The sequence below is a fragment of the Thalassospira alkalitolerans genome (assembly GCF_002115745.1).
Classification (GTDB): domain Bacteria; phylum Pseudomonadota; class Alphaproteobacteria; order Rhodospirillales; family Thalassospiraceae; genus Thalassospira; species Thalassospira alkalitolerans.
The window spans coordinates 24,711-46,857 of the sequence record NZ_JFKB01000019.1; the positions used below are offsets into that span (position 1 = coordinate 24,711).

The 22,147-nt window shown below is 53.7% G+C and carries 13 protein-coding genes; 2 read left to right on the top strand and 11 right to left on the bottom strand.

Annotation, left to right across the window (positions count from 1 at the left end; genetic code table 11):
* Positions 1-2 precede the first annotated feature (2 nt).
* The 10 genes from TALK_RS19000 to TALK_RS19045 form a co-directional block, all read right to left on the bottom strand.
* On the bottom strand, positions 3-2,882 hold the full coding sequence (locus TALK_RS19000) for a monovalent cation/H+ antiporter subunit A (RefSeq protein ID WP_085620737.1): 2,880 nt from the start codon (positions 2,880-2,882) through the stop codon (positions 3-5).
* 174 nt (positions 2,883-3,056) lie between these two features.
* Positions 3,057-4,265: an MFS transporter gene (locus TALK_RS19005; protein WP_085620738.1), complete on the bottom strand. Its 1,209-nt coding sequence runs from the start codon at positions 4,263-4,265 to the stop codon at positions 3,057-3,059.
* 113 nt (positions 4,266-4,378) lie between these two features.
* Positions 4,379-5,539 carry a trans-sulfuration enzyme family protein gene (locus tag TALK_RS19010; RefSeq protein ID WP_085620739.1) on the bottom strand — a complete coding sequence of 387 codons (1,161 nt, stop codon included), beginning with the start codon at positions 5,537-5,539 and terminating at the stop codon, positions 4,379-4,381.
* A gap of 238 nt (positions 5,540-5,777) precedes the next feature.
* The gene (locus tag TALK_RS19015) at positions 5,778-7,013 is read right to left on the bottom strand and encodes a phenylacetate--CoA ligase family protein (protein WP_085620740.1); all 1,236 of its coding nucleotides are present in this window, start codon (positions 7,011-7,013) and stop codon (positions 5,778-5,780) included.
* 46 nt (positions 7,014-7,059) lie between these two features.
* Positions 7,060-7,881, bottom strand: coding sequence for an ABC transporter ATP-binding protein (locus TALK_RS19020; RefSeq protein WP_139833888.1), 822 nt, complete (start codon positions 7,879-7,881; stop codon positions 7,060-7,062).
* Between the two features lie 112 nt (positions 7,882-7,993).
* Positions 7,994-9,238, bottom strand: a complete 1,245-nt coding sequence (locus TALK_RS19025; RefSeq protein WP_085620741.1) for an ABC transporter substrate-binding protein — start codon at positions 9,236-9,238, stop codon at positions 7,994-7,996.
* A gap of 107 nt (positions 9,239-9,345) precedes the next feature.
* Positions 9,346-10,419 (bottom strand): branched-chain amino acid ABC transporter permease, encoded by a 1,074-nt coding sequence (locus tag TALK_RS19030; protein WP_085620742.1) that lies wholly within the window; start codon positions 10,417-10,419, stop codon positions 9,346-9,348.
* An 18-nt stretch (positions 10,420-10,437) separates the two neighbouring features.
* Entirely contained in the window at positions 10,438-11,331 is an 894-nt protein-coding gene (locus TALK_RS19035) for a branched-chain amino acid ABC transporter permease (RefSeq protein WP_085620743.1), read from the bottom strand.
* A 69-nt stretch (positions 11,332-11,400) separates the two neighbouring features.
* Entirely contained in the window at positions 11,401-13,350 is a 1,950-nt protein-coding gene (locus tag TALK_RS19040) for a long-chain fatty acid--CoA ligase (RefSeq protein WP_085620744.1), read from the bottom strand.
* Between the two features lie 2 nt (positions 13,351-13,352).
* Positions 13,353-14,162 (bottom strand): ABC transporter ATP-binding protein, encoded by an 810-nt coding sequence (locus tag TALK_RS19045; protein WP_085620745.1) that lies wholly within the window; start codon positions 14,160-14,162, stop codon positions 13,353-13,355.
* Positions 14,163-14,963: 801 nt separating this feature from the next.
* Between TALK_RS19045 and acnA the strand changes: the two genes are divergently transcribed.
* Together acnA and TALK_RS19055 are read left to right on the top strand one after the other, a co-directional pair.
* Positions 14,964-17,651 carry an aconitate hydratase AcnA gene (acnA, locus tag TALK_RS19050; RefSeq protein ID WP_085620746.1) on the top strand — a complete coding sequence of 896 codons (2,688 nt, stop codon included), beginning with the start codon at positions 14,964-14,966 and terminating at the stop codon, positions 17,649-17,651.
* 220 nt (positions 17,652-17,871) lie between these two features.
* On the top strand, positions 17,872-20,460 hold the full coding sequence (locus tag TALK_RS19055) for an EAL domain-containing protein (protein WP_085620747.1): 2,589 nt from the start codon (positions 17,872-17,874) through the stop codon (positions 20,458-20,460).
* 87 nt (positions 20,461-20,547) lie between these two features.
* Here the strand turns inward: TALK_RS19055 and TALK_RS19060 are convergent, their stop codons facing one another.
* On the bottom strand, positions 20,548-21,885 hold the full coding sequence (locus tag TALK_RS19060; protein WP_085620748.1) for a sodium-dependent transporter: 1,338 nt from the start codon (positions 21,883-21,885) through the stop codon (positions 20,548-20,550).
* Between the last annotated feature and the right edge of the window lie 262 nt (positions 21,886-22,147).

The following is a 22,147-nucleotide window of genomic DNA, read 5'->3' on the forward strand; positions in this document are numbered from 1 at the left end:
TATCAGGCCTCCTTCTCGGCGGTCACGGCGGGCGCAACCGGGGGTGCCGCAACCGACGGATCGTAGTCCATCGGCTCCGGGTTGATATCGCCATGTGCAGCCATGCGTTCAACCTGCGACAATTTGGCAAGAGCAAGCATTACGGCGCCCACCACCGTCAAAAACACACCCAGATCAAAGCCCATGGCAGATGCCAGTTCAAATTCGCCAACAATCGGCAGATGAACATGGACAAAACCACTGGTCAGGAAGGGCAGGCCCGCTACCCAGGCCGACATGCCTGTAATGGCCGCGGCAATCACCCCAAGACCGATCATGCCGTGGTAATTGGCCTTCATCCGGTTCTGGGTCCAGCCAAAGCCTGACGCCATATATTGCATGACCAGCGCCACCGAAACGACCAGACCGGCGATAAAGCCACCGCCCGGTTCGTTATGTCCGCGCAGGAAGATGTAAACCCCCACCAAAAGCGACAGCGGCAACATCACACGCGTTGCGACCACCATCATCATCGGATGGCGATCAGCCGACCGGCGATGATCGACCACCCAATCAGCAAGACGTTTGGCCGCCGCCCCCTGGGTAACGGTTTCAATCAAAGCAAAGATCGACAGGGCCGCAATACCAAGCACGATGATCTCGCCAAAGGTATCAAAGCCACGGAAATCGACCAGAATGACGTTAACCACATTGGTCCCGCCGCCTTCGATCTTGGAATTGGCCAGATGATAGGCCGAAATCGAATTTGGCAATTCACGCGTCATAATCGCCCAGACGGCACCGCCCATACCAAGCCCGGCGCCTGCGGCAATAATCCAGTCACGGAACTTGCGTCCCGGCTGGCTTTCCTTTGGCGTTTCTTTTGGCAAGATATTCAATGCCAGCAACATCAGAATGACCGTTACCACCTCGACCGAAATCTGGGTCAGGGCAAGGTCCGGTGCCGACAGATAGATGAACCCAAGCGAGACGATCAAACCGATCACACCAACCAAAAGAAGGGCTAGCAGACGGTTATGATGCATCGCGACCGCCGCAATACACGTCACGACCAAAAGGACCCAGCCAATCGCGGCTGGCGGGGATACCGCCAAAAGTTCTCGTGTGCCCGCCGTATGATCGGGTTCCGCATAAAAGCCCGACAACCCGATGGCCAGCGCGGCAAAAATCATCACCGCCAAATAACGTTGCAGCGATCCGTTATGCAGATTGTCCGAAACCGTCCGGCTAAGATCGACGACCTTGACGATCAGGCAATCAAACATTGCCTTGGCATCAGGACGCGACAGATTTGCCGTTACCGACAAAAGCCCGCGATGACGCATCAACAGCAACGCACCACCGACAATCGCAATGATGCTCATGCCCAATGCCGGGGTCAGACCATGCCAAAGTGCCAGATGATATTCCGGCAAATTGCCACCCGTCACCGCACTGGCCGTCGCCGCAACCAGCGGCCCGGCAATAACGGCCGGGAACAGGCCAATCAGAACCACCAAAGCCGTCAGGAAGGCCGGTGGCCCCCACATGCCAAACGGCGAATCATGGGGTTCATGGGACAGTACATCACGCGTTTTGCCAAACCAAACGTGGAAGATAAACCGGAACGAATAGGCGACCGAGAACAAAGCCCCGATGGTGGCAAGCACCGGCACGACCCAATTCTGGTCGAACCAAACGGTATGCCATGCTTCTTCAAGCATCATTTCCTTGGACAGGAAACCGTTCAACGGGATGATCCCGGCCATGGATGCCGCCGAGATAACCCCGATAGTACCCGCAATCGGCATCAGGTTAAGCAATCCACCCAGACGGCGAATATCGCGGGTTCCGGTTTCATGATCAATGATGCCCGCCGTCATAAACAGGGCGGCCTTGAATGTCGCATGATTGATGATGTGGAACACACCGGCAACCGCGGCAATCGGCGTTCCAAATCCAAGCAACATGGTTACAAGACCGAGATGACTGACCGTTGAATAAGCGAGCAGACCTTTCAGGTCATGTTTGAAAATCGCAATCCATGCGCCCAGAACCATGGTCACCAGACCGGCGGTCGCAACGATATAGAACCATTCCGGCGTGCCCGACAAAACCGGCCACATACGCGCCATCAAAAAGATACCCGCCTTGACCATGGTTGCCGAATGCAGATAGGCCGAAACCGGGGTCGGTGCGGCCATGGCATGCGGTAGCCAGAAATGGAACGGGAATTGCGCCGATTTGGTAAAGCACCCCAACAGGATCAAAACCAGTGCCGGAACATAAAGCGGCGAGGCTTGAATCAGATCAGCATGTTGCAAGATCACGGTCAGGTCATAGGAACCGACGATATCGCCCAGGATCAACATCCCGGCAATCATCGCAAGCCCGCCTGCCCCGGTGACGGTCAACGCCATACGCGCGCCCTGTCGGCCTTCTGGCAGATGTTTCCAATACCCGATCAGCAGGAACGATGACAGCGATGTCAGTTCCCAGAAAATCAGCAACAGCAGAACGTTGTCTGACAGGACGATGCCCACCATCGCGCCCTGAAACAGCAACAGGAACACATAAAACCGCCCCATCGGATCGTCTTTCGACAGATAGAACCGGGCATAGATGATGATCAAAAGGCCAATTCCAAGGATCAGGGTCGCAAACAGCAAGCCCAGACCATCAAGGAAAAAGGTCACATTCAGACCCAAGTCGGTCAGCCATTCATAGCGAACCTGAAACACTTCGCCGCCAATAACAGCAGGTGCCTTGGCGATAAGCAAAATCAACGCGAGCAGCGTGACAGAACCGGTCGCCGTTGCGCAGGCATTGCGCCCGGCCCGGATCATAACAGCGGGTAGCACCGCCCCAAGGAAGGGAAGCAAAACAATGAGGGTGAGACTCATGAAAGACCCTTATTTTTGGAAAACGCCGCCACGCCCCCGTGCGCAACAGCAAGAAAATTCTGGCAGAAGGTAATATTTGTGCTGAAAATGGTCAAGAAAACCCAAACAGCGCATTTTTTTATCTGAGGCAGTCAAGTGATGGGGATCACCAGCCCTCTTCCTGAAGCCATCAAATTATCGTCGCCCCCCGGCAAGCTGGGTTGCTTCGGGCATCGCCCGTAAACGTCCCATGGCAATAAAGCCCAGTAACGGGCCAATCGCCAGCATGGCAAACGCCCCCCACCAGCCAAAGGCATCCGCAATCACCGGCACCAGATGGATTGATCCCAATGCGATGATAAAACCAATTGCATTTTGCATGGTCAAGGCAGTTCCCACCTGATGGGGATCGGCCAATTCAATCACACAGGACGAAAACTGCGCGGAATCGGCAATCACCGAAATGCCCCAAACAATGCAGATCACGATCAATACGACCAAGGGGGCATCACCAAGTGCACCTGCGACCAATGCACATAACCCACTCATTGCCATTGCCGCCATGGTGACGGTCGTTCGGCCAATCCGATCCGCCAACCATCCTCCGGCTAAGGATCCAAAGGCCCCAACCCCGACGATGGCAAAGGTCAAAAGAGCCGCCCATATCCCCGGATTTTCATACGTTCGCACCGATAGCGCCCCATACAAAAACAGCCCGATCCAGCCCCACATGGCATAAAGTTCCCACATATGCCCGAAATAGCCATAACACGCATGGCGAAAGGCCTTGTTCGACCAGATTTGCCGAACCATACGTGGATCAAAGCGCGGGGACCGTCCCGGTGTGCCGCCCAGTTTGACAAACAGGATCGCAATCCCGGCAATATAGGCCGATACACTGGCGGCAATAATCACCAGCCGCCAATCAAGCGGCACAGCAACGACAAACAGATGTGGCAACGCCGACCCCATGGTCAACGCCCCAACCAAAAGCCCGATCAAAAACCCGGTGTCGCCACGCGACCATGTCGCCACCATCTTCATGCCGATCGGATAAATCCCCGCCATGCAGACGCCGGTAATCAGGCGCAGCACAATGACCACGATCCCGTCAATCGGCACGGTTAAAATCAGAAGGTTCGCGGTTGCCGCGACAAGGGCCGATACCGCCCAGAAACGCCGCGGTTCAACCCGGTCGGCCAGACCGAAAAACGCACTGACCAAGGTGCCCAGAACAAACCCCAACAACACAGCACTGGTAAACAGCGACGACTGCACCGCACCCAAGTCAAATTCAGCGCGCAATTGCGGCAATACCGCCGTCGCCGAAAACCACAGAGCAAGCGCCATCAACTGGCAAACCGTCATCATGCCAACAGCCAGTGACTTGTTAGGCTGCGCCATGGTTCCCCCTGAAATCATTCAAAATTAGCGCGTCATCATACATCGCCCAGACACAATGACCAGCGCATATGCCCAGGGGATCCCCGCATAATCCCGGCAACAGAACCGACGGATCAAATCGCCTTGATGATCGCGCCAATATCCGCCCACAGATCAACCGGGTCTTCCAGCCCGATACTGATGCGCAAAATCGTGCCGCCATGTTCGGGTTTTGGGAAACTGCGGTCGCTTGCGACTGACATCGGAGCCAACAAGCTATGCGTTCCGCCCCAGGATGCACCAATTGAAAAGGTCTTTGCCCCATTGATCTGTTCGATGACGGCAGGTTCGGATTTTTCGGGGATGGCGATACTAAAAACGCCACTGGCCCCGGCAAAATCACGCGCCCACAAGGCATGTGACGGGCTATGGGGCAAGGCCGGGTGCAGAACAAGCTGCGGCGAAATGATTTCGGCAATCCGCCGGGCAAAATCAAGCGCGGTTTTTTCCGCATGCCTCAATCGAAGCGGCATGGTTTCAAGCCCGCGCAGGACAAGCACACAATCATCGGGCGACACGCCCAGCCCCATCATCCCCATGGTCGCCCGCAAAGTGCGATACCATCCGTCATCGCGCAGCGATACTGACCCCATCAGCACATCGGAATGGCCCCCGGCATATTTCGTCAGTGCTTCAACAACGAAATCCACACCATGAGCAAGCGGTTTATAATTAAGCGGCGTTGCCCAGGTATTGTCACAGCCGACCAGAACGCCCTTGGCATGGGCAATTGCCACAAGGGCCGCAACATCCACCATTTCCATGGTCGTCGATCCCGGTGTTTCCACCCAAAGCAACTTGACCGTCGCATCCATCAGATCACCGATTTCGGCAGCTGACCAATCGGGATTGTAAACACGATGGCCAATGCCACGTTCCGCCAAAAACGATTTGCAAAATGACCGCACCGGCGGATAGGCGCAATCGGGGATCAAAATGGTATCGCCGGGTTTTAGAACACTTAGGAATACCAGCATGATTGCCGCCTGCCCCGATGCCAAAAGCAAAGTCCCATTGGCTTCTTCAAGTGCGGATATGGTGGCTTCAAGTTGCTTGGTAGTTGGGGTACCACCCAAACCATAGCTATAACCATCAGGGCCCCGTTCGGCCCGGTTGGTATAGGATGCGACATCGGGAAACGCGATGGTCGAGGCCCGATGAACCGGCGTTGTCAGGCTGACATATCCGTCTTCAGAGATTGCGGGGGGCGATACGCAAATTGTTTGATCCTGCATGGGGTGGCTCCATAATTTTCACATATTCGCCATTAGAGCAGCCCGATTGCACAAGAACAATCAACGAACCCGTCCTGCCACAAGCATAACGACCACCATCACAAAAACCGCATGCCATAAATAAAAAAAATGCCGCCCGGACCAAGCCGGACGACATCAAGGTTTCCCGAGCGGGAATGAAACAGTCGAAATACCAATCGATACACAAAACAGTATCGGGGCGGGGCTTGGCCGCCGGTCAGGAATAATCGCGTTGGTCGTCGATCACCTTGCCATCATTGGGCAAGCTGCCCGGTGTTGCGATTTCGACCTTGCCGCGCAGTTTGCAAACCCCCTGAAGGGTTTCGCCCACCGCATTGGTATCGAAATTGGCGCTATCGGTTTCACAGGCCAGCGTCATCACATCAACATCATCTTTGCGGGTGACAACCAAACGGGCCTTGGTGATATCGGCGTGCCGTTTGACGACGTCGGCAATCTGATGGGGATGAACGAACATGCCTTTGACTTTGGTGGTTTGATCCGCGCGCCCCATCCAGCCCTTGATCCGGCTGTTGGTGCGCCCGCACGGGCTTTGCCCCATCGCAATTGCCGAAAGATCACCAGTGGCAAAGCGAATTAGCGGATAGTCCATATTAAGTGAGGTCACCACGACCTCGCCGACTTCGCCTTCGGCCACCAGGTCACCCGTGCCGGGGCGGACGATTTCAAGGATGATGTCCTCGGCAACGATCATGCCGCCGCGTGTATCGCTTTCATAAGCAATCAAACCAAGATCGGCACTGGCATAGCATTGCATCACTTCAACACCATTTTCACCAAACCAGTCCCGTAGTGACGGTGGCAGTGCTTCGCCCGATACAAGCGCACGTTTGATCGAAGATACATCCCCGCCCAACTCGCGGGCCTTTTCCATCAGAATTTTTAAAAACGACGGCGTGCCGGAATAACCGGTCGGTTTCAGGTCGCTGATCGCCTTAACCTGGGCTTCGGTCTGGCCGACACCAGCCGGGATGACCACACAGCCGCATGCACGCGCACCGCTGTCAAACATGAAGCCCCCCGGGGTCAGGTGATAGGACAGGCAGTTATGGATCAGATCGCCGGGCCGGAAACCCGCAGCAAAGAAAGCACGCCCCATCCGCCACCAGTCATCGCCCTTGCCTTCCGGATCATAGATCGGACCCGGACTTTGAAAAATGCGGCCAAGAACGGGAACCGGTGTTGCATTCAACCCGGCGAAAGGCAGGTTTTCCGACTGCATCGTGATCAGATCGGATTTGCGGGTTATCGGCAATTTGGCCAGTGCTGCGCGACTGTTGATACTGCCCGGATCGACGCCATCAAGGATACGGCCAAATCCGGCGGACTTGCTTTGGGCGTGATGGATCACGCGCGGCAAGGCCGCCATAAGACCGGTTTCGCGATCTTTTGGCGCACGGGTTTCCCTGGCATCGTAAAAAGTATTCAACATGATGGCTCGATCCGTTTTCTGGTCATAACAAGACGCCAAACGCCATTTACAGCCAGCGTTTGCGGCGTTTATAGGATTTGATGTTCTTGAAGCTTTTACGTTCTTCGGAACCACCACCAAGGTAGAATTCCTTGACGTCTTCATTGTTCAAAAGCTCGTCACTGGTGCCGTCAAGAACCACCTTGCCGCTTTCCATGATATAGCCGTAATCAGCGACTTTCAGGGCAAAATTGGCGTTCTGTTCAACGATCAGCATGGTGATGCCTTGGTCGCGGTTGATCTTTTCAATGATCCCGAACACTTCCTTGACCAGCAAGGGTGACAGACCCATCGAAGGTTCATCAAGCAAAATCATTTTCGGACGTGCCATCAATGACCGGCCAATTGCCAGCATCTGCTGTTCCCCGCCCGACAGATAACCGGCAAGACCGGTCCGTTCGCGAAGGCGCGGGAAATATTCAAACACCATATCGATATCGTCCTTAACGCCCTTGTCCTTGCGGGTATAGGCGCCAAGTCGCAGATTTTCGACACAGGTCATATCTTCGATAATACGGCGGCCTTCCATCACCTGAAACAGGCCGGAACGCACGATATCCTCGGGGTTGCCGTTGGCAATCTGTTGCCCCATGAAATTGATATCGCCACGGGTGACTTTGCCGTCTTCGGTCTTAAGTAGACCGGAAATGGCCTTAAGCGTGGTCGATTTACCAGCCCCGTTTGGCCCCAAAAGGGTCACGATCTTGCCTTGCGGGACTTCAAGCGACACCCCGCGCAGAACAAGGATCACCTCGTCATACACAACTTCGATATTGTTAACCGACAACAACGGTTCTGCCGTTTCGATTTTACCGGCGGGCTCTGCCATGGTGTCCCTTTCGATCACGTTCTGATTGCATCCCCCGGCGTCGGGGGCGGGCGCGCAATTTGCCACCCCGCCCCCGAACACCTTCGGGAGACATCTGTCTTTTGGTCAGGGCCTAGTAGCCGAGCCAGTCTTCACGACGCGGCAAGGTCACAGTTGCCGCCTTGGTTACAGTCACTTCACCACCCTTGGCACTGCCGTTATAGATATTCACGGTATTGATGCCGCGATGATCTTCGGCGGTCCAGGTTGCTTCCATGCAAACGCCTTCAAGACCTTTGGGGACCCAATTTTCGCGGGCATACATGCCAGCTTTGATGTTTTCGCCGGTGATCCCGCCGTTTTCCTTGGCCCATTCCATGGCTTCTTTCATGTAATAGGCCGAGCAAATGCCACGGATATAGTGATGGGTCCGGAATTCTTCGCCCGAAGAATCGGACATTTTCGAAATTTCACGCACCAACGCCATGCCCGGAACACCTTCGTCGGTCCAGAAGCTGGTCATTGCCGGGAAGACATAGTTCTGAACATCGCCAATGGTTTTCAGCGTCTCAACATCACCTGCCCAGATATTGGCCAGCCATTTCGGGGTCGCACCAACCGTGTCACAGGATTTCACCAATGACACAACCGATGGGCCAAGGTTACCAAGATAACCATAATTGGTCCCGGCTTCCTTGATCGTCAGGCACTGTGCCTTGAAATCACCCGGCTTCATCGAAACAACAACCGGCGAGGTCACTTCAAAGCCAAGCTCGGTCGCATATTCCGCGCAGGCTTCTTTTGGGGCGTTCGGATAGGGATGGTTGTCCCCGATATGCGAGAAGATCGGTTTACCCGAACCACCCGATGCTTTCCAATCTTCAGCCGCCCACTGAACCATTGCACGGCAGGCATCGGAATAAGAAGCACCATAGAAAAAGTTATAGGGCGCAGGTTTGGCCGTTTTCGGGTTTTTCGCGGTCGGATCGGTCAGATGGCCGGAATAGGATGCGGAATAGACCGGCACCTTGTCCCTGGCAACAAAGCTGATCAGGGCTTCGGTATCACCAGTGCCCCAACCCTGCATCGCGACCATTTCGTTGCGCGAACGCCATTTCTTGTAGTTCGCAATCGCTTGCGGAACTTTATAGGCATAATCAATCGATTCAGAGTCAAGAATGGTCCCGTTAATGCCGCCATGCGTATTGATATACATAAGCGCATCACGCACACCATCGGCATAGAATTTGCCGATAAAACCGGTCGGGCCAGTGATATCCATCAGATGGCCGACAAAGACCATGTCGTCATCTGCCTTGGCTGCCGAAATCGACAGGCCGGTTGCAACAATAGCTGTCGCAGCAATCAGTCTTTTCATCACGACGTCTCCCTTGGACGTTTTACTAAACAAAGTAGCCTCCCGGTCCTTGCCGATTTTGATCCCGTTCCTTTGTGTTTTTTGGCGAACGGGTTTCGGCAATATTTTCAATACGAGAAGGGATAAAGCTTCCAGTACGCCCTGATCTGTTTCCAACGGTGTGCAAGCCCGTCCGGCTCAAAGATCAGGAAAAGGATGATGGCCAGACCGATCGCCATCTCCTTGATATAGGCCAGCCCGTCGGTCACTGCCGTCGAATTGGCCCAGTCGAAAACGCTCATCATGCTCACGCCGGATTCCATAACTTCCGGCAGCATCACCATGAAAACAGTCCCCATCAAGGTGCCCTTGACCGAGCCAAGTCCCCCAATGATGATCATGCCCAGGAACTGGATTGACAGCAGGATGGTAAAGCCTTCGGCGGATACAAAGCCCAGATAATGGCCATAAATCGCCCCACCAACACCGGCATAAAACGATGAGATTGCAAAGCTCATCAGACGGTATTTCGTCAGATTGATCCCCATGATCTCAGCCGACAGATAATGATCGCGCACGGCAACAAAGGCGCGCCCGTCACGGGTCCGCATCAGGTTGCTGCCAAGCAGGAACATCACCACAAGGAAAAACAGGCAAACATAGAAGAAGCTGAAATCGTCGAAAACTTCATAGCCAAACACATTGACCGGATTTGCCGCCGCACCAGAAGACCCACCGGTGAACCAATTGGCACGGGCAAAGAAATCTTCAAGAATGAACTGTGCCGCAAGCGTCGCAATCGCCAGATAAAGCCCTTTGATACGCGCCGCAGGCAAACCAAACAAAAGTCCAACAGCCGCTGTCATCAAACCGGCCAGCGGGATCGACAGCAAAACCGGAATGCCGGTGTGATTGTTGATCCAGGCCGATGCAAAGGCACCAAACCCAAAGAAGGCCGCATGCCCCAGTGAAATCTGGCCGGTAAAACCAACCAGAATATTCAACCCAAGTGCCGCAATCGCGAAATAGGAAATCTGGATAAACAGGTTGACGTAATATCCATCCAGAACAAACGGAATCAGTCCCGTTGCAATCACACCACAAACGGCAGCATAACGCACGAAAGTCGTATCAAATATCCGCGTATCCTGTCGGTAAGTGGTGCGAAAATCACCGCAGGGACGCATCGAAAATCCAGCCATAACGTATTACTCCGCCCCTTAGATGCGTTCGATGTCTTTGGTGCCAAACAAACCGTATGGCTTGATGCAAAGAATGATGATCAGCACATAAAACGGTGCGATCGAAAACAGGTTGCCCCAGTGCAGATATTGACCGTCAACAAACTCGGCACTGTTTTCCAAAAGACCGATGATCACCCCGCCGACAATTGCGCCAACAATCGAATCAAGCCCGCCCAGAATAACCGCCGGGAACACCTTGATCCCGATGACCGAAAGCCCCGACGACACCCCGTTGACCATGCCGATCACAATCCCGGCAACACCCGACACCAGGGCCGAAATTGCCCAAGACATGGCAAACACGGTTTTGACGGAAATCCCAAGGCTTTGCGCGACCTGTTGATCAAATGCGGTGGCCCGCATCGCAAGACCCAGCTTGGAATATTTGAAGAACCAATAGAACCCGGCCATGATGAACAGCGAGATCACGAAACTCATGATATAGGCGGTTTCGATCTGCATCCCCAAAAGGTTGACGGATCGGGTTTCAAATACTTGCGGATAGGTTGCCGTGGTCGCACCGAAAATCCATTTCGTCGCGGCCTGGAAAAAGATCGACAGTCCGATCGTCACCATGATCACGGAAATGATCGGTTCGCCAATCATCGGGCGGAGCACGATCATCTGCAAGACGACGCCAAAGGCCATCATGAACAATAACGTAAAGATAAAGCCCAGCCAGAAAGGCATATGCATTTCGACCAGGAAGGCATAGCAAACCCACGCCCCGATCAGCAGGAATTCCCCCTGCGCAAAGTTCACGATCTGGGTCGATTTGTAGATCAGCACGAAACACATGGCGACAACGCCATAAAGTGTCCCGACAATCAGCCCATTCAGCAGAAGCTGGAACAGAAGTTCGAAATTCATGTTGCCATCCCTGTAATGGCGGCCCCACTGCCGTCTAAGCAATCGGGGCGCACAGTTTTTATCGCGGCCTTATTCGGCGGCTTTGGAGGCCGTCTTTGCGGCATTGTTTGCGTCCAGATCGATGACCTTGACACTGGTCTGGATGCGGGTTTTTGACCCGTCCTGGAATGTGATCATGGTATCGATATCAACCTTGTCATTGCCCGCATAAACCGCATCGATGATGTCAGCATATTTTTCGGCAACAACACTACGCCGCACCTTGCGCGTCCGGGTCAGTTCGCCGTCATCGGCATCAAGTTCCTTATACAGCAACAGGAAACGCTTGATCCGTTGGGCTTCGGGCAGGGTTTCATTCACCTGACGGATTTCATCAACGATCATGTCATAGACCTGCGGCTGGGCAGACAGGTTGGTATAGTTGGTAAAGGCAATCCCGCGCTGCTCGGCCCATTTTGCCATGATCGAATACCGAATACAGATCATGGTCGACAGGAACGGCAATCCTTTGCCAAGGATCACGGCCTCGGCAATGAACGGCGAGAATTTCAGTTTGTTTTCAATAAACTGCGGCGAATACCGCACCCCGGTCGATGTTTCCGCCAAATCTTTCAGGCGGTCGATCACCACAAGATGCTTGTTGTCTTCTTTAAAGTATCCGGCATCGCCAGTATGCATCCAGCCATCGCGGACATCCTCGTCATAGGACGCCTGATTTTTATAATAGCTGGTGAACATGCCCGATGTCCGGGCGACGATTTCGCCAACCCCGTTTTCATCGGCATTGATGACCCGGATTTCGGAATTATCAAACGCCTTGCCGACAGTATCAAAATCGATGTCATCGGGCTGATGGATAGTATAGGCGCCGCAAAGTTCAGTTTGGCCGTAAAGCTGGCGCAACGGAACGCCCATGGCATGAAAGAACTTGAAGGTTTCCGGCCCCATTGCCGCCCCGCCCGTCGCCGCCGAGCGCAAATTGGAAAAGCCCAGCCGGTCTTTCAAGGCATTCATTAAAATGACATCGGCAAATTTGGAATGGCCACCGGCATCAAGGGCTGTGCGGGCCAACGACATGCCAAAATCATACATTTTTTGTTTGAACAGGGTTGAATCCATCATCCGTGCCCGAACATCAGCCGCAATGGATTCCCACACGCGCGGTGCCAAAAGAACGAAATTCGGTCCGATCTCGCGAAGATCGGCCATCATGGTTTCCTGTTCTTCGACAAAATTCACAATCTGGCGACTGATCAGCGACTGCCCGACAACATAAACCTGTTCCATGATCCATGGCAGCGGCAGAACCGAAACATAATCATCACCCGGATATTTCGGATCGGCCCGCAAATAGGCGGCACAATGATCCAAAAAATCACCGGAATTGAGCATCGCCATTTTCGGTTTGGACGTGGTGCCCGATGTCGTGCACAAAATGGCGCATTCGTCACCACGGGTATCGGCAACCATCGCGTCATAGGCGCCGGGGTCTTTTGCTTCGATCGACCGGCCAAGCTCATACAGTTTTTCGATATCCATCAGGCGTGGATCATCATATTTGCGCAGACCGCGCGGATCACAATAAACGATATATTCAACCGTCGGAATCTGGTCGGTCAGTTCGATCAGTTTGTCACATTGTTCTTCGTCTTCGGCGATCAGAACGCGCGCACCGGAATAAGTAATCAGATAGGCAACTTCGTCGTGCAGGCTATCTTGATACAGACCAACCGACATCGCCCGCAACCCGTGGGCTGCGACTTCGCCCCAAACCCATTCCGGGCGGTTTTCACCGATCAGGCCAACCACATCACCGGGCTTGATCCCCATATCGCGCAGACCAAGCGTCATCCATTTGACGCGGTCATTGTAATCTTTCCAGGTGAATTCCTGCCAAATGCCGAATTCCTTTTCACGCATGGCAATTTCATCGGGCCAGTGACGCGCGTTATAGGCCAGCACTTTCGGAAAGGTATCGAGCGCCTGGACATCGGCATATTCTGGAGTATTGCTAGTCATATTCAGGCCACCTGCTCGTCTTCGTCGGTCACGTCGTCTTCTTCGCCAAGATAGGCCTTTCTGACATGGGCATTGGCCATGACTTCTTCGGGCAATCCTTCGGCAATCTTGCGCCCAAAATCGAGAACCATGACCCGGCTTGAGATATCCATCACAACCCCCATGTCATGTTCGATCATCACCACCGTCATCCCCCATTCTTCATTGAGATCGATGATAAAGCGCGCCATGTCCTCTTTTTCTTCGAGGTTCATACCGGCCATCGGTTCATCCAGCAGGATCAGATCAGGGCGCAACGCCACCGCACGCGCCAGTTCAACACGTTTGCGCAAGCCATAGGACAGCGTGCCCGCCGTCGCCTTGCGAATGTGCGAAATTTCAAGAAAGTCGATCACATCCTCGCAGAAGCGACGATGTTCAAGCTCTTCCTTCTGGGCACAGGAAAACCAGTAAAGCGAACCGGTCAGGAAGTTGTTTTTCAACAGGTGATGCCGCCCGACCATGATATTGTCCAGAACGTTCATATGGCCAAAAAGCGCAAGGTTCTGGAATGTACGACCAATACCAAGTTCAGCACGGGCGTTCGGTTTAAGCCCAGTCACATTCTGTCCTTTAAAGGACACGGACCCCATCGTGGGCTGATACCGACCGGATATGCAGTTCAGCATCGAGGTCTTGCCTGCACCGTTCGGGCCGATGATTGAAAACAGCTCGCCAGGCTGGACAGAAAAGCTGACATCGCTCAGCGCGCGCACGCCGCCAAACACAAGCGACACGTCGCTGATCTGCAAAATGGGATCCTGTGACGTCATAGCAACGCTTATCCTCCCTGACTTGGGCCGCAGGCATCCTTTTCCGGTTGTCCGGAATTCAAAGCGATACCTTTATGCCTCTTGTTCAATTTCCCTGATGATGTGCCGTTTTTATCTAACCCGACCTTACGGAAACCGGGCGTGACACATTTAATACGTATTTAAGTACCAATTTCAGCAAATGCCGTCAACGTGTTGCACAGCAACGAATTGAGACTTTTTACAAATTCGCGCTGCACAATTTTTTCGACCCGAACCCGTAAAGGCTTTTCCATCTATAATTCCGTAAGGTCACCGCAATACAACCGATCATGATTTCGGAAAAATAATATTGCGCCGCAACATCGTCCGACATGTTCGCGCTGCACCAATGACATGTCGCCAAACCGTTGAATTCCCATTTCATCGGCCACCACGCCGAACCGATTCGGCGCGGTATCAACAAGGATTTCCCGTGATCAAACAGGGTGCGTTGACCATCCGAGTCTTGTTTGATCGCGCGTCACACAGTCAGACTCGCAAAAAACAATCAGATCGATTTATCGCAATTTCCGGCGAAATCGATCCCCTTTTGGTTGTTATTTCCCCTGCCTGCGGAACCAATTCGTTGTTATCATACAGATTTCAAGAATGCCCCTTTAGGAGGTCTGGACTTTCAAAGGGAATTGTGGTGTAACCCCCGGGCACATACATATGTAGCCGTGACCCGCGTCACGAGATACAGATAGCCCACCGCTCGGCGCTCCGACGGTCGGGGTGTCTTGTCACGACAAGCCCTTTAACCACCTTGAGGAGGGTCTGATGTCCATTTGTGGCAAAGACAACCTGAATACGCGCCGCACGCTGAATGTCGGGGACAAGTCCTACGACTATTACAGCCTCAAAGTTGCTTCCGAGAAAATCGGCGACGTTTCAAAACTGCCGTTCACGTTGAAGGTCGTTCTTGAAAACCTTCTGCGTTACGAAGACGATTTCACCGTTAAAACCGACGATGTCAAAGCCGTTGTCGAATGGCTTAAAACCCGTTCAAGCAGCCACGAGATCAACTATCGTCCGGCCCGCGTCCTGATGCAGGATTTCACCGGTGTTCCCGCCGTTGTTGACCTTGCTGCGATGCGCGATGCGGTCGTTAAAATGGGTGGCGACGCCCAAAAGGTGAACCCGCTTTCACCGGTTGACCTCGTCATCGACCACTCGGTCATGATTGATTACTTTGGTACCGACGACGCCCTTGAGAAAAACATGGATGTCGAGTTCGAACGCAACGGCGAACGTTATTCGTTCCTGCGTTGGGGCCAGGGTGCCTTCAACAATTTCCGCATCGTCCCACCCGGAGCTGGCATCTGCCACCAGGTGAACGTTGAACATCTTGCCAAGGTCGTTTGGACCGGCAAAGATGACAGCGGCAAAACCGTTGCTTATCCTGATACACTGGTTGGTACAGATTCCCACACCACCATGGTCAACGGCCTTGCCGTTCTCGGTTGGGGTGTTGGCGGTCTTGAGGCCGAGGCCGCAATGCTTGGCCAGCCGATTTCAATGCTGATCCCGGAAGTCGTCGGCTTTAAACTGACCGGCTCGATGAAAGAAGGCATCACCGCCACCGATCTCGTGCTGCGCGTCGTTCAGATGCTGCGCGAAAAAGGTGTGGTCGGCAAATTCGTCGAATTCTATGGCGATGCACTTGACCATATGAGCCTGCCGGACCGTGCGACCATTGGTAACATGGCACCGGAATATGGCGCGACCTGTGGCTTCTTCCCGATCGATGATGAAACGCTGAACTATATGCGTAACACCGGCCGTGAAGAAGATCAGATCGCGCTGGTCGAAGCATATGCCAAAGAACAGGGCATGTGGCGCGACCCGGCACATGAAGCAGAATACACCGCAACGCTTGAACTTGACATTTCAACCGTCGAGCCGGCCCTTTCGGGTCCGAAGCGTCCGCAGGACCGTGTTCTTCTCAAAGATGCCGTTTCAAGCTTCAAACAAACCTTTGCCGAAATGGCACCGGGTGTTGATGCTGATCGTACCGTTCCGGTTTCGAATGAAAACTTCGACATGAAGGACGGCAACGTTGTTATCGCTGCCATCACCTCCTGCACCAACACCTCGAACCCGAGTGTGCTGATTGCGGCCGGTCTGCTGGCGAAAAAAGCTGTCGAGCTCGGCCTTCACAGCAAACCGTGGGTGAAAACCTCGCTTGCACCGGGTTCGCTTGTTGTTGCCGACTATCTCGAAAAAGCCGGTTTGCAGGATTACCTTGATAAGCTTGGCTTTAACATTGCCGGTTTCGGCTGCACGACGTGTATTGGTAACTCTGGTCCGCTTGCGGCCCCGATTGCCGCTGCCATCGAAGACAAGGACATGCTGGTCACAGCGGTTCTGTCTGGCAACCGTAACTTCGAAGGCCGTATCAGCCCGCATGTCAAAGCCAACTATCTGGCATCTCCGCCGCTGGTTGTTGCCTATGCGCTTGCCGGTAACCTGAAGATCGACCTGAACAACGATCCGCTGGGCACCGACAAGAATGGCAAAGACGTCTTTATGAAAGACATCTGGCCAACCAATAAAGAGATCGCAGATACCATTGCTGCCTCGATCTCGGCGTCGATGTACAAAGATCGTTACGACAACATCTTTGCCGGTCCGAAACCATGGCAGGACATCAAGGTCACCGAAGGCGAAACCTTCCTTTGGGAAGACAAGTCGACCTATGTGCAAAACCCGCCCTATTTCGTCAACATGGCGAAAGAACCGGGTGATTTCACCGATTTCCACGGCGCACGCCCGCTTCTGATCCTGGGTGATTCTGTCACCACCGACCACATTTCTCCGGCCGGTTCGATCAAGGCAGAAAGCCCGGCTGGTGAATACCTCAAAGCAAACGGCGTTGCCGTTCGTGACTTCAACTCCTACGGCGCACGCCGTGGTAACCACGAAGTCATGATGCGCGGCACATTTGCCAACATCCGTATTCGCAACCAAATGGCTCCGGGCACCGAAGGCGGTGTTTCGGTTCATTACCCGTCTGGCGAACAGGGCTGGGTTTATGATGTCGCCATGCGTTATCAGGCCGAAGGCACCCCGCTGGTTGTCATCGCTGGTAAAGAATACGGCACCGGTTCGTCGCGTGACTGGGCAGCAAAAGGCACCAACCTTCTTGGCGTCAAAGCTGTTCTGGCTGAAAGCTTTGAACGTATCCACCGCACCAACCTGGTCTGCATGGGCGTCCTGCCGTTGCAGTTCAAAAATGGTGAAGGTCGAGAGACCTATAAGCTGGACGGCACCGAAGTCTTTGACGTTCTGGGTGTTGCCAACGGTATCACCCCAATGCAGGACGTTACGGTTCGTATCACGCGCACAGATGGCAGCACCGAAGAGGTCATCGCCACTTGCCGTATCGATACCGAAAACGAAGTCCTGTATTACCAGAACGGCGGCATTTTGCAGTTCGTTCTGCGCAACATGATGAAAGCTGCCTGATTTCATCTGAAATCATCAGCCAAACCTTCAAGCACCCCGTCTTTTTAAGGCGGGGTGCTTTTTTTATGCGCATGTCACATCTTATAATTGAACCTTGGCTGAACCGCCTCCTTGGATTGATTTAAAACAAATCAGTCTGCCATCAGATTTGATAGGGGTTAGGCCAAAATAGTGACGCCCCTGAGCCGGGTGACCCGCAGGGTTTTGACAACAGGTTAATATGACGCGCCCCAATTTAACGGATGGCCGAACTGCAAACCTGACCGTAGGCACGATTTCACCGGGCACCGTCTTACGATGCGCTCCGGAAACAACGCTTGCCCGCGCCATTGAAATGATGCGCGAAGTCAATTGCAGTTCAATCATCATCACCAAAGACAATCTGCCGGTCGGCATCTGGACGGAAAAGGACTGTTTGGCCTTACCGGCAGACTGCGTCCATGCGCTTGATGAACCGATTTCAAACTGGATGTCGGCCCCGGTGCATAGCATTTCCCTTCATGCCAGCCCCGAAGCCGCAATGGTGCGAATGCGCGAACGCCATGTCCGCCATCTGGTCACGATTGACGAAAAAAACCGTCTGGCCGGGATCATCAGCCAGTCGGACCTGATCCGTCATCAGGGCAGTTTGCGCACGCTGGGCGAAGGGGATGTTGGCGATGCCATCCGACGCACGACTATTTTCGTTGATGGCGATATCAGTATGTCGGAACTGCGCGCACGCATGCACGAGGCCAAATGCGATTGCGCGATTATCTATGACCCGACCGTCAAGACCGAGCAGGTATCGGTTCTTGACCATGCCGGCATCATCACCGAACGCGATATTTTACAAAACCTCGCCAATGGGGGACATGCGCGTCCCGCAATCGACATTGCCAGTCACCCCCTGCATGTGATTGCCGCCAAGACCAGTCTGAGCGACGCACGCGACACCATGCTGAACGAAAATATCCGCCATTTGGCGGTTATTGATGACACGCGCAACGTGATTGGCGTGCTGTCTTTTGCCGATCTTCTGGAATTCATCGAACAGGATTATTTCGCCCATCTGCGTGCCCTGATGGAAGGGCGCGATACCGAATTATCTGCGGCGCGACGATCCCTGTTTCTTGCAAACAAGATCATCGAAACCTCGCCGGACGGGATCATGATCTGCACGGCCAACGGGATCATCGAACTGGTCAATCCGGCCTTTACCCGCGTTACCGGCTATAGCGCATCGGATGTGATTGGCAAAAACCCCCGAATTTTGCAATCTGGTCGGCAATCACCGGATTTCTATGCCGCAATGTGGCGCAGCATTCAGCAACATGGCAAATGGGAAGGCGAAATCTGGAACCGCCGAAAGTCGGGGGAAGTTTATCCGGAATGGCTGTCGATTATCGCCATCCGCAATGGCGAAGGCGAAATTTGCCAATATGCGTCGATCTTTACCGATATCAGCGAACGCAAGAAAAACCGCGAAGACATTCTACGGCTTGCCCATATTGATGAACTGACCGGCTACCCCAATCGGCGGCGTTTTCTTGAACTGTTGGCGCATGGCATTGGGGACTCCCGTCGTAATGGCACAAGCCTGACGATCCTGTTGCTAGACATCGACAATTTCCAGCGCGTGAACAATACGCTGGGCCACAGTGACGGCGATGATGTTCTGGTCGAAGTGGCCCGTCGTCTTCATCGCCGATTGGACGAAGGCGGCGTTCTGGCGCGTGTTGGCGCGGATGAATATGCCATCTTGCTCTCGGGCGACAAACCGTCAGATAAAAATGCCGCCGACGATACCGCAGAGGATGCCAAACTGGCCAAAGACCTGTTGGACGCACTCAGCGAACCGCATAAAACCCGCAAAGGGCAGGATATTTACATCTCGGCCAGTATCGGCATTGCTTCATTCCCGCGTGATGCCAACGATACGGCCAATCTGCTGCGTAATGCCGAAATCGCGATGATGCAGTCCAAGGAACAGGGCCGAAACCAGTTCAGTCGCTATAACCGCGCCAGCCACAGTCGCAATGGTGCCGATCTGGCACTTGAAACCGCCCTGCGCCAGGCACTTGATAACGACGAATTTCATGTGGTCTATCAACCCCAGTTTCAGGCTCGCACCGGCGAATTGCACGGGGTCGAGGCCCTGTTGCGCTGGAACCATCCGACCCTTGGCCCGATTTCCCCGACAACCTTTATCCCGATCGCCGAACAGATGGGGGTTATTGGTGAACTGGGCCGCTGGGTTTTGCAACACGCCTGCCGACAGGCCGTTTCATGGCGGGAACAGGGGCTGCATAACATTACGATGGCCGTAAATGTTTCCGTCCAGCAATTCTATGGCACTGTCGATCTGGCCGAACAAATCCGCACTATTCTGGTCGACAAGGGCCTTGCCAGTGACCGGCTGGAAATCGAGATCACCGAAAGCCTGTTCATGCAAAACATCGACGAGATGCGCGCCAATCTGCAACGCATCCGCGATCTGGGCGTCAAGATCTCGCTTGACGATTTCGGCACCGGCTTTTCCAGTCTCAGCTACCTGCGCCAATTGCCCTTTGATACGATCAAGCTTGATCGAAGCTTTGTCAGCGATATCAATCAAGGCCGCGAAGGCAATACGCTGGCGATCACCATCATCAACATGGCCCAGAACCTGCACAAGAAATGCGTCGCCGAAGGCGTTGAAACCGAAGAACAGCTTAACCTGCTGCGTGATGCCGGTTGCGACTATATCCAGGGCTATCTTCTGGGCAAGCCGATGGATGCTGATGATATTCTTAGCCTATCGCAACAACGACGTGCAAAAGCATCCTAAGCTTCACAAACCTCAAATAGCCAACAAGCAAAAAGGGCGGGGATAATTTCCCCACCCTTTGATTTTCAATGCGGTGCAGACCGGCAATTACAGAACGCCAAGCCCCTTAAGCAAAATAAAGGCAATCGCCACCGGTGCGATAAACTTTACAATAATGCCCCAGGCGTTGATCCAGAACGGCACGATCCCGTTATGCAATGCAATGTCTTCCTTGGCCTTGCCCCAGACGACCCAGCCGACAAACAGCGAAATGAACAAACCACCAATCGGCAGCAGCAATTTCGAACTGACAAAGTCCATCAGATCAAAGAAGCCCATACCAAAGATGGTGAAGTCCCCCATAATCCCCAGCGACAGCGACGACGGAATCCCCATCAGGAAAATGATCACACCGACCGTGATCGATGCCCATTTGCGACTGATGCCACGATCATCGACGAAATAGGCAACGACGACTTCCAGGATCGACACCGCCGAGGTCAGCGCCGCAATCGCCAAAAGCAGGAAGAACAGGAACGCAAAGAACGATCCGAACGGCATCTGTGCAAACACAGCCGGCAAGGTGATAAAGGTAAGCCCCGGACCGGCACTTGGATCAAAGCCAAATGCGAACACCGCCGGAAGGATCAAAAGACCCGACATCACGGCAACCATCGTATCCAGCAAGGTGACCCACCCCGCCGAACTTGCGATGTTTTCCTTTTTGCTCAGATACGAGCCATAGGTAATCATCGCCCCCATCCCAAGCGAGAGCGAGAAGAACGCCTGCGAAAGCGCATCGGACACCGTCGTCCATGTCACTTTCGAAAAGTCCGGCGACAGCAGGAAGGTAATACCGGCTTCGGCCCCCGGCAGGGTAACCGACCGCACGATCAAAACCAGCAGCAATGCGAACAATGCCGGCATCAGGATTTTCGATGCACGTTCAATACCGGCCCCAACGCCCGATAGAACGACAAAAACCGTCAGTACCATAAAGATCGCATGATAAATCAGCGGCGAAACCGGATCGGAAATGAAGCCCCCAAACAGGCTGCCCAACTGATCCGGGTCTTCAATGGCAAGTGCGCCGGTGACCGATTTGACCATATAGGAAATCGTCCAGCCCGCGACCACACTGTAAAATGACAAAATGATAAAGGCCGCAGCAACACCACAAAACCCAATCAATGGCCAAGCACCGCCTTTGAGTTTTGCAAACGCCCCAATCGCATTCTTTTCAGCCATACGGCCAAGAACCATTTCCGCCAGCATCACCGACAAACCGATGGTAAAGACCAATGCCAGATAAATCAGCAGGAAGGCACCGCCGCCATTCTCGCCTGCCATATAGGGGAACTTCCAGATATTCCCCAAACCGACAGCCGACCCGGCAGCCGCCAGAATAAAGCCAAGGCGCGAACCCCAATGCTCTCGTTTCATCATTATCTGCAAACCTTTCTTGGACCGGCATCCACGGATAGTTGCTCCCGCCGCAGTGCCTCTTCCTCATTTTTCTGTATAAACGCAAAGGTGATTTGACCCTGCGCATCCCGTGATGGCCTGTTACCCCCTTCGGGATCGACCGGAGCTAATAGCACCTATCTTCCGAAATCTCCTGTCGAAATTCCCGGGTTTTGCGCAAATATCGGTCGTTTTCACACAAACGCTTCTTTCAAGGCCTTGTGATTGGTGGTTGATGGGAAAA